At 61.8% G+C, this 10,133-nt stretch carries 7 protein-coding genes; 3 read left to right on the top strand and 4 right to left on the bottom strand.

What is annotated here, in order from left to right:
- The coding region (locus tag R3217_09300) for an amidohydrolase family protein (GenBank protein ID MDX1455638.1) at nucleotides 1–1,251 on the bottom strand (1,251 nt) is incomplete at its 3' end.
- Nucleotides 1,252–1,382: 131 nt separating this feature from the next.
- Nucleotides 1,383–3,128, bottom strand: coding sequence for a DUF885 domain-containing protein (locus R3217_09295; GenBank protein MDX1455637.1), 1,746 nt, complete (start codon nucleotides 3,126–3,128; stop codon nucleotides 1,383–1,385).
- An 825-nt stretch (nucleotides 3,129–3,953) separates the two neighbouring features.
- On the opposite strand from R3217_09295, the gene R3217_09290 reads away from it, so the two are divergent.
- Both R3217_09290 and R3217_09285 read left to right on the top strand, forming a co-directional pair.
- Complete coding sequence (locus tag R3217_09290) at nucleotides 3,954–4,790, top strand: MBL fold metallo-hydrolase (protein MDX1455636.1); 837 nt, start codon at nucleotides 3,954–3,956, stop codon at nucleotides 4,788–4,790.
- 85 nt (nucleotides 4,791–4,875) lie between these two features.
- Nucleotides 4,876–6,669: a tetratricopeptide repeat protein gene (locus tag R3217_09285; protein ID MDX1455635.1), complete on the top strand. Its 1,794-nt coding sequence runs from the start codon at nucleotides 4,876–4,878 to the stop codon at nucleotides 6,667–6,669.
- A 74-nt stretch (nucleotides 6,670–6,743) separates the two neighbouring features.
- Here the strand turns inward: R3217_09285 and R3217_09280 are convergent, their stop codons facing one another.
- Together R3217_09280 and R3217_09275 are read right to left on the bottom strand one after the other, a co-directional pair.
- On the bottom strand, nucleotides 6,744–7,418 hold the full coding sequence (locus R3217_09280; protein ID MDX1455634.1) for a GNAT family N-acetyltransferase: 675 nt from the start codon (nucleotides 7,416–7,418) through the stop codon (nucleotides 6,744–6,746).
- Nucleotides 7,419–7,452: 34 nt separating this feature from the next.
- A complete protein-coding gene (locus R3217_09275; GenBank protein ID MDX1455633.1) occupies nucleotides 7,453–7,818 on the bottom strand; it encodes an MmcQ/YjbR family DNA-binding protein in 366 nt (121 codons plus the stop codon).
- A 245-nt stretch (nucleotides 7,819–8,063) separates the two neighbouring features.
- On the opposite strand from R3217_09275, the gene R3217_09270 reads away from it, so the two are divergent.
- Complete coding sequence (locus R3217_09270) at nucleotides 8,064–10,130, top strand: M13 family metallopeptidase (GenBank protein ID MDX1455632.1); 2,067 nt, start codon at nucleotides 8,064–8,066, stop codon at nucleotides 10,128–10,130.
- Nucleotides 10,131–10,133: the final 3 nt, after the last annotated feature.

Raw genomic sequence — 10,133 nt, 5'->3', positions numbered from 1 at the left:
CTGCAGCTGTTCGGAAATCTGGAAGCTGCGAAAGGCCTGGATCTGGTCCTGCGGCGAGCCATACCAGATCGAATCGGTGCCCCACAGCACGTTGTTCTCGCCCAGGTACTTCACCAGCTTGCCCAGCACATGGGCGGCGGAATCCGGATCCCGCATCAGGAACCGCCAGGTCGAGCCGAGTTCGGCATAGACATTGCTGTTCCTGCCATCGCCATTCGGGCCGAGCTGGTTTTCCAGTACGCTCTTGATCAGCGAATCGACACCGGCATTGCGACTCGGGTCATAGGCTCGCTCGGGCTGGCCGATCATGAAACCGGAGTGATAGATGAGGAAATTGAGATCCGGGTAGCGCTTTGCCACGCGACCGACATCATCGCACAGCGCGTGCTCCAGGCTATTCGGCCCGAACGCCAGTCCCTTGTGGATGCAGATGTTCTTCACGCCGAGCTTGCGTGCCTTGTCGAGAAAGGCGATGCCGACGGGATCATCAAGATGGAAGCCGGTCCCGTCCGGCCCCCATTGCGTGTAGGTCTTGAATGCCGAGATGTTCCAGCGTTCCGCCAGCTCGTCCATGCCCTCGAGATCGCCTTCCTGGTTCGGGTTCACGCGGCCGTGCAGCAGGAGGCGATGATTGCCCTCCATTTCCGCCACGATCTCGCGCGTGCGCGCTGCCTCGTCGATGGTCAGCGGCTCCGCTTCGCGCTTCGACGGCACGAAGCTCAGTACCATGATGTCGGTGTCCGAATCGAGGAACACGTCCTTGATGAAGGCATCGCGTCCCAGGCATTGCAGGTAGCCGTATTCATCACCCGCCTTGGTGGCGGCTTCACCGATCGCGCAACCGGCCGGCAGGGTATTGCTGAACGGCCGTGCGCCCTGCGGGACACCCTGCAGCCAGGCGCCGTTCGGATCGACGTAATGCCCTTGTACGTCGAATATGAATTCCTTCTTGCCGAGGGCGTCTTCGGCTGCGCTGCCGTCGAGGCCTGATTCTGCTGGCAGCTCGAAGTAGCCACCGCGCTTGCCGGCTGCCGCGTAGGCGGCATTCATGGCGAGCAGGGTGGACGCGGCGCCACTCGCCGAAATCAGGAACTGGCGGCGTGTCATGTTCAGGCGCTTCGCTGCCTGGGTGGCGGCTTCCAGTGCGGTGCGGTTGGCATGCTCGTGCACCGGCTCCAGTGCCACGGGTTCGAATTCGCCGTTGGACGTGGAGTCCAGCTTGATCGGCAGTTGGGTGTCTTGTTGTTGCATCGCGGCGTCCCCCGTTGACCTTGTCAGTTCAGTGTAGAGCGTCTTTTTGCAGGGAGAGTTCCCGAGGGGCGCTGGCAATAAAAAACCGCCCCTCGTGGAGGGGCGGTTCGTTACAGCGCTTGCGGGCCTTGCTACTTCTGGGAAGGAACGAATTCCTCCATCACGGCTTTCTCCAGCAAGTCCGGCGGCAGCAGGCCTTGCGCCAGGATGAAGTCGTGGAAGGCCTTTTCATCGAAGTCCGCGCGGAGCTCGATCTCGGTCAGGGTGCGAATTCGCTGGATGCTCGAGTAGCCGAAGAAATACGAGTTCGCCTGGCCCGGCGCCCGGAAGGTATAGCGGTCGATTTCCTGCAGGGCCATCGGCTCGGACAGCACGACTTCCGTCATCAGGAATTCCTTCGCCTGCTCGCGCGTGATCATGCCGAGATTCAGCATCGGATCGAGGAAGGCGCGGGCTGCGCGCATGGCGCGTGAGAGCAGGGCGAACAGCTGGCCGTTCTTCGGGAAGTGCGGGTGCACGATGGTCTCGGCGTACAGTGCCCAGCCCTCGACATTTGCCGAGTTGAAGGCATACAGCGAACGGGCCTGCGAGACGCCGTTCTCGACCATGGCGGCAAACTGCATTTCATGGCCCGGGCGTGCCTCGTGCGCCGTCAGCGCCCAGGCAAAGCTCGCGTTCAGGAAGTCATCCATCTGCTCGTCGGAATCCGAATTCGGATTGTTCAGCGGCAGCACGAACGTGCCTTGCTCGCCCTGGTTGTTCACCAGGCGTGGCGGGCGCATGTGCGGCACTGGCAGCGCGGCGGATTCTGCCGGGCTTGCCAGGCGGATCTGCGCTTCGCGGTCCGGCAGCGACACGATATCGTGCTCTTCGATGATGTCCTCGATCTCGGCCAGCACCTCGAAGTAGGACGGCATGATGTTTTCCGAGGTGTACTGCTCCTTCTTCAGCTCGCGAATGACATCGCGGTAGTCCGAAGATGCAAAGCCACGCTCGGCGGCGATCTCCTTCGCGATCGCATTCATTTCCACGCGCAGGTCCATGAAGGTCACCGTGGCACGCTCGATCAGCTGCTGCGGCGAGATCGTCACGCCGTAGTTCTTGAGGTTGTCGGCATAGATCTCGGCCGGCAGGCGGAAGTTCTCGCGGGCCCGTGGCTTGACCGTTTCCTCGGCCCAGGCAAGGTATTCCTCGAACTGCTTGCTCAAGGCCGCATGCGCCGGCTCCCAGCCTTCCAGGCCGCTGGCTTCCATGGTTGTCCTGATGCCCTCGATGAAACGCGGCCCGTTTTCGATGTCATTTTCCAGCTGGATGATGAACGGCCCGATCAACGACTTGTCCTTGAGGCGACGCTCGGTTGCTTCCATGGCCAGCTCGGTGAACGGACGATGCCCTTCGGCCAGGCCGGCATACTTGTTGAGTCGGGTAACGATGGTGGCCTGGCGCTCCGGAGAGACATGCTTCTGGGTCATGGTGTTGACCGTGCCGAAGATCATGCTCGGCACGTTGATGTAGCCGAACATCCTGTCATGCGACAGCTCGGCGGACTCGATGCCGTCCTCGAGCGAGCTGATCAGGATTTCCAGGTCCTGGCGGATGCGCGGATCCGTCTCCTTCTTCAGTGCTTTCTGGTAGTAGGCAAGCATGTCGCGGCGCATTTTCTGCATGCGCTCGTAACGCTTCGGAGCGAGATCCATGATCTGCTCGTCGAACTGCTCGAGGCCCGTGCTGGAGGCGCTTTCCGGGGAAAACTCGGCTTGTGCCAGCAGCAGTTTCTGGGTGTGGCTGTTGCTCTTTGCCACCCAGTCTTCATTGGCATGCGCAATGCTTGTGAAAGAAAAAATGAACGCGACAGAAATCGCTACGAGTAATCTCATGAAGCCCCCCGGGGAAATTGCATGGTGTGATGATGGATGAATTAATTTTGTTCCAGTTCGGACCAACGCTTGCAGTAAAGCACAAAAACACTTAAACCATAGAACACGGTTCGGCCATAAAGTTCGCAATAAAAATACATCATGCGAATTCGACGAACCCAGCGCTAGCAGTCAAGCTGCAGACAAGAACGCCAGGGGGCATTGCAGGGGCGCAAATGGGGAGGACACGGGCGACTTTCGGGTCGCCCGTTTTTATTTGTCCGCAACAACTGGCCGCGGCTCCCGAGTCGACGGTTGTATCCGATCGACCACCCTGGTCGGATCGACACGCGCAGCGGCCCTGGGGCCGCTTTTTTCGGGCCCACAAAAAAAGCCCACCGAGGCAGGGCGGTGGGCCAAGGGGCATGCGATTCAGGGGCGTGAATCGCAATTGAAGCCTAGGGGGAGGCTTCACGGGGTATCGAACTGCATACCGAACTCTTGAAGATTTCGCCTCAAGCCGGGAATCGCGAGGAGGTCTAGCGATAGTTCTGTCCCGGTGTTGCTTAAAATAGTACTCGCTGGCCCCGAATAGTCAAGGGTTTGTATAGCTTATGTACAGGTTTATAAGTCACTGAATATAAAAAGAAATTCCCGAGACGTGAAATAAAAATCAATAAAAAACAAAGAGTTAAAATATTTATATCTTTATGACCTTTCGCCGGGATTCATAGAAAAGCATGTTTTGTTGAATAACTACGCGGCCTGGGAGGGTTTCCGGGTGCCGGCGTGAACCTATCGCGCTGGTCGGGGTCTGTTGCTTGGGCATCATGAATCGGGGGTTACATGTCGCAATCACTTCGTTCGCTCTTGCTGGCCATGCTGGCGGTTTCATTCCTTGCGCCGGCTTTTGCAGGCGAAAACCAGGCTGCCGATGAAGGCATCGTGACCATCACAGCCGTTGCCAACGAGGGCTTCCTGATCTCGGATGGCAATCGAGCCGTACTGATCGATGCGTTTGTGCGCGATCCATTGCCCTGGCAATACCACACGACCCCGGCAGCAACCTGGGCGGCGATGCTGGCGGGTGAGGGCGATTTCGGCAAGGTGATTGCGGCCGTGGCCTCGCATGAGCATGTCGATCACATCCAGCCCGCGGCGGCGATCGAATGGTTGAGCGCGAATGAAGGCACCCCGCTGTTTGCGACACCGGGTGCCATTGCCGCCATCGAGGAGCAGGGCGGAAGCGGCCTGCCGCTGTTCGACATCGAGCCATGGCAAACGCCCAAGCGTGATCGCAGCTGGGGTGGCCTGAGCCTGCGGTTCTTCTACCTGCCGCATGGCGACAACGAGGATGCGACGCCGCGGAATCTCGGCACGCTCATTACCATTGCTGGCAAGCGCATCCTGCATATCGGCGATACCCAGCCGATCGAGGCCTTCTTCGCAAACCTTGATATCCCGCCGGGTGAAATCGACCTGCTGCTGGTGCCCCAATGGTTCCTGTTGAAGCAGCATTTCCCGGATGCGCTGCCGATGCTGGAGCGAACCATCGCCCCGAAACAGATTGCCCTGACGCATGCGCGCACCGACTCGCTGCAAGGTTTCCTGCAGATCCTGCCGCAGATTGCGCCGGGCGTGATCTCGCTGGCAGAGCCGGGCGATACGCTGGTGCTTGACTGAGTCGGGAGCTGGCTGCGACCGCTGGCTGCCCTGATGCGCTAAGCTTGGCCTAGCCCTGTCGGGGGCGATGGGAGGGTCAGCCAGCATGTCGATGTTCGAAGAGCTGAAACGCCGCAAGGTGTTTCGCATTGGTGTCACTTACATCATTGCCGCCTGGGTGGTCGTGCAGGTCGCTTCCATCGCCTTTCCTGTCTTCGAAGCGCCCGCCTGGGCGCTCCGGGTCTTCATCTTCATCTGCATGCTGGGCTTCCCGCTGGCACTGGCGCTCGCCTGGTCGCTGGAAATGACCGCCGATGGCGTGCGTGTCGACCAGCCCAGTGTCGGCACCAAGCGCTTTTATTCCGTGGTCGCCGCGCTGGCCATTCTCGCCATTGCCTGGTTCGAGTTCGGCCAGCCGAGCTACCGCGCCAGCGATGTGCCGGCGGACGGTGAAGTCTCTGTCGCTGTCCTGCCCTTCGCCAACATGTCCGGCGATCCCGAGCAGGAATATTTTTCCGATGGCATGACCGAGGAAATCCTCAACGTGCTGGCGGCCATTCCGGAACTGAATGTCGCCGCGCGCACCTCCGTCTTCCAGTTCAAGAACCAGGCGGCCGACGTGCGCGACATCGGGCGCACGCTGGGCGTGTCGCACATCATCGAGGGCAGCGTTCGCCGCCAGGGCGAGCAGGTGCGCGTGACGGCGCAGCTGATTCGCGTCGCGGATGGCTTCCATGTCTGGTCCGAGAACTACGACCGCAAGATCGACAACATCTTTGCCCTGCAGGACGACATTGCCCAGCGCATTGCCGAGCAGTTCGAGGTGTCGCTCGGGGGCAAGCAGGACGTGGTGCGCAGCGATATCCCGCCGGAGGCCTATGACGAATACCTCAAGGGCCGCGACGTGTATCGGCGCCGCGGCGACGTGGACGAAATGGTTTACCACTTCGAGCGCGCCGTGGCGCTGGCGCCGGACTTTGCCGATGGCTGGGCCAGCCTGGCGCTGGCGAACGAACTGGTCGTCTGGACGGATAACCCGGACATCCGCCTGGCGCTCTGGAACAGCCTCGAGGAGATGGAGCGCGCGGCGAACCGCGCCGCCGAACTCGCCCCCGAGGCGCCGATGACCCTGCACGCGCTGGGCAATGTCGAACGCTGCAAGGGCAACTACGCCGCTGCGATCGCTTACTACCGCCGGGCCTTGGCGCGTGATCCGAGTTACAGCTTCGGGCTGGAAGATCTCTCCGAGATGCTGTTGTACGTCGGCAAGGACGAAGAGGCCACGGCGATCGCGCGGCAGCTGGTAGCGCTGGACCCCTTCGTGCGCGTATTCCGCTGGCGCTTGCTGCAAGCGGGACTGGTACGGGGTGACTTTTCCATCATGCAGGAAGCGCGCGATGCGGCGAGCCGGGCTGGCGTGGAAGAGACCGGCCCCGCTGGCCGAGCCTATCACCTGGCGCTGGGCAACCAGTATGTCTACACCCTGAGCGAAAATCGCATCGAAGCGGCGCGCGAGGCGATGGAAAAAGGCCTGGCCGCCGGCGAACCCTGGGCGGAAAGGGCGAAGCTCTATTTTGATTGGGCGGTAGACGGCGACCAGCGACTGGAGGACAAGATCCTCGCCAGCGACCTGCCCATGGAATACCTCGCCATCGCAGGCCGGGATGAAGCGTATTTCGACAAGCTGATGCTGACTGTTGATCACGGCGGTGTTTATGGCTTCTTTGCCGAGTTGCGCAATCCGGTATCGCACCGCCTGCTGGTCACGGATCGGGCCAAGCAGCTGCTGCGTGACTACGGCTACGAGCGCTACTGGCGCGAGCAGGGCTGGCCGGAACTGTGCCGGCCGCTGGGTGAAGATGATTTCGAATGCGGCCCGCAGGTGGCAGCCGCAGACTGAGCAATCAACGCAGGACCTTCAGCGCAGGACCTTCAGCGCAGGACCTTCAGCGCAGGACCTTCAGCGCAGGACCTTCAGCGCAGGAAAGGCGCCGCGAGCTCTTCGCGGGTGCGCATGACATGCAGGATGCTTGCACCGAAGTGCGGCACTCTTGATCCTTGTGGTGGCGCCGGCATCGGCAGCCTGGCACGCTCGACAAAACCAAAGCGTTCGTAAAGCCGTCGCGCGGCGGCATTCGATTCGAAATTCTGCAAGCTGACTTCCTCGCAACCCTTCAGCATCGCCAGCGCATGCGCGTAGGCCAGCAGGCCTGTGCCAAGACCATGGCCTCGCCATTCGGGTCGGGTGGCGACGATGTTGATGTACCAGCTGCCGGCTGCCCGTTGCTCGAGTTCGACCAGCGGTCGAACCAGTGGCGGCAAGTCATCGAGCTCGATGTCGGCAGGCTCGATCATGAAGCCCAGCAGCATGGCCACGGCTTCGCCGGGGCTGTCACCCGGTGCTTCAACCATCCAGGCATTGCGATAGGAGAAATCCGCATCCTCGCGCCGTGCCCGGCGAGCGCCTTCTTCCAGGGTTGCGAGGCCTTGATCGTTCTGCGACCAGAACCACGGCGCCATGCCTTCGCTGGCCTCGGCCGCAAAGAAGGCCATGGCCGCATCGTCGGCGGGCCTGGCCGGGCGCAGCGGGGCCAGGCTGCCATCGTGCAGCCGCAGCGCCGGGTCTGCCTGGAGTGTTGCGTGGTTCATATGAAGGACATGCGCAGGCGCGAGCACGTCGGGCTCAGTTGAAGCCCTTGCGAGCCCGGAGATAGGCCTGCTGGATATGTGCCTCGAGATCGTTCGGCGAGATGCCTTCCGGGTTGTGCGGCCCGCGCAGCGCCTGCGTTTTCATTGCCACCCAGCCGCAGTTGGCGGGAAAGGGTGCCGCCAGCACGCCGGGGGTGGCAAGAATGGATTCCCTGGCGCTGTCGTCCGGCCGGAAGGAAATCTCGATCGGGCGGTTGCCCTCCATCTTGAAGATGCAGAACATCGATTCGCCCACCTTGTAGACGAGCTCGTCACCCCACATCAGGTCGCCTACCGCGCCGTCTGCCTGTGCGCAGAGGTCGGCCAGCCACTGAAAGGATTGTGAGGTGTCTTCGCCCATGTGCCGAGTGTATCGGAATTTTTTGCAGTGCAAAGCCGCCAGCGGTGAGACGCCGACGAGACGGGGCGCGGCATTGCTGCTGCGCAGCAGCACCCGGGCGCGATTCCGGACTGCATATGCAGCACAAAATGCCCCTGCATGATGGCCGCCCGGGCTTCCCATGCTGCGGGTGTGGTGGTAGCTTCGACGGCTGTTTCAAAAAACGACAAGCAATTTTGCCAATCGCTACAAGCAGGAAAACACCCATGAACAAAGCAATGATCGCGCTCGCGACGACGCTGGCCGCCTCCCTGGCGCTGGCGGGTTGCTCCGAGCAGACGGAAGGACAGAAGGTCGCAGACGCGAATCCGACGCCGGCACCGATGGCCTCGGGCATCGACAAGGACGGCTTCGACACCTCGGTTCGCCCGCAGGACGATTTCTTTGAATACGTGAACGGCGGCTGGATCGATGCCAATCCGATCCCGGCCGACCGCACCAGCTACAGCGTCTTCACCATGCTGTATGACGGTGTGCAGGATCGCCTCAAGGGCATCATCGAAGCTTCCGCGGCGGCCGATGGCGCGCCGGGCTCCAACGAACAGAAGGTCGGCGACTTCTATGCCTCCTTCATGGACGAAGCCCGCGCCAACGAGCTCGGCATCAGCCCGATCCAGCCACTGCTGGACGAGATTGCTGCTGCCGAATCGCATGATGACATCCGCAAGCTGATGGCCAGCGGCCAGGTGATCGGCGTGACCGCGCCGGTGGCGTTCAGCACCACCCTGGATGACAAGGACCCGAGCCGCTACGTGCTGTACCTGACGCAGTCGGGCCTCGGCATGCCGGACCGCGACTACTACCTCAAGGATGACGAGCGGATGGAAACCATCCGCGGCAAGTACCAGGAATACCTCGCCACCATGCTGGGCATGGTCGGCTACGACAACGCCGCTGAAGCCGCTGCTGCCATCTATGCCCTCGAAGAGAGCATGGCCGAGCCGCAGTGGACGCGCGTTGAAAATCGCGACGACAACAAGACCTACAACCCCTACAAGCTCGCCGACCTCGGTGATGCGCTGGCCGGCTTCGACTTTGCGGCTTACGTGACCGAAGGCGAAGCGCCGATGGTGGAGGACGTGATCGTTCGCCAGCCGTCTTACTTCGAAGCCTTCGCGGGCATGTTCAAGGACGTGCCGGTCGACACCTGGAAGGCCTACCTGGCTTTCCACACCGCGCACCGCTTCGCGCCGTACCTCTCGGATGACTTCGTCGCCGCGCGTTTCGAGTTCTCCAACCGCACCCTCTCGGGCCAGGAAGAGAACCAGCCGCGTTGGAAGCGTGGCGTCAACCTGACCAATGGCGCGCTGGGCGAAGTCATCGGCCAGCTTTACGTCGAAGAGTACTTCCCGCCCGAAGCCAAGGCCCGCATGGTCGAGCTCGTCGAGAACCTGCGCATGGCCTTTGCCGACAGCATCAACAAGCTGGAATGGATGACGGCCGAAACCAAGGCCCAGGCGCAGGACAAGCTCAAGAAGGTCAACTTCAAGATCGGCTACCCGGACAAGTGGAAGGATTACTCCGACCTGACCGTCGCAGCCGACGACCTGGTCGGCAACGTGATCCGTTCCTCGCAGTTCACCCATGCCGAAACCATGGATCGCCTCGGCAAGCCGGTCGACAAGAGCGTCTGGTGGATGACCCCGCAGACCGTGAACGCCTACTACTGGCCGAACATGAACGAGATCGTCTTCCCGGCTGCCATCCTGCAGCCGCCGTTCTTCGACATGAACGCGGATGACGCCGTGAACTACGGCGGCATCGGCGGCGTCATCGGCCACGAGTTCAGCCATGGCTTTGATGATGCCGGCGCGGACTACGACGGCGACGGGTACCTCCGTAACTGGTGGTCGGAGGTCGACCTCGAGCAGTTCGAAGCGCGCGGCAAGCAGCTGGCCGACCAGTACAGTGGCTACGAGCCGCTGGAAGGGCAGAACCTCAACGGCGAGCTGACCCTCGGCGAGAACATCGGCGACCTCTCCGGCCTGACCATGGCGCACCGCGCGTACATGATCGCGCTGGACGGCGAGGAAGCGCCCGTGATCGACGGCCTGACCGGCAAGCAGCGCTTCTTCATGGGTTGGGCCCAGGTCTGGCGCGCGCACTACCGCGACGAAGCCCTGCAGCGCCGCATCGTCACCGGCCCGCACTCCCCGGCAGAATTCCGCGTGAACGGCGTCATGCCGAACATCCCGGAATTCTACGAGGCCTTCGACGTGCAGGAAGGCGACGACATGTACCTGCCGCCGGAAGAGCGGGTGGTTATCTGGTAAGCG

The organism is Gammaproteobacteria bacterium (genome assembly GCA_033720895.1).
GTDB lineage: Bacteria > Pseudomonadota > Gammaproteobacteria > Natronospirales > JAJUFS01 > JAWWBS01.
The sequence above is the reverse complement of the archived record's forward strand: the minus strand, read 5'-3'. Positions and strand labels throughout refer to the sequence as shown.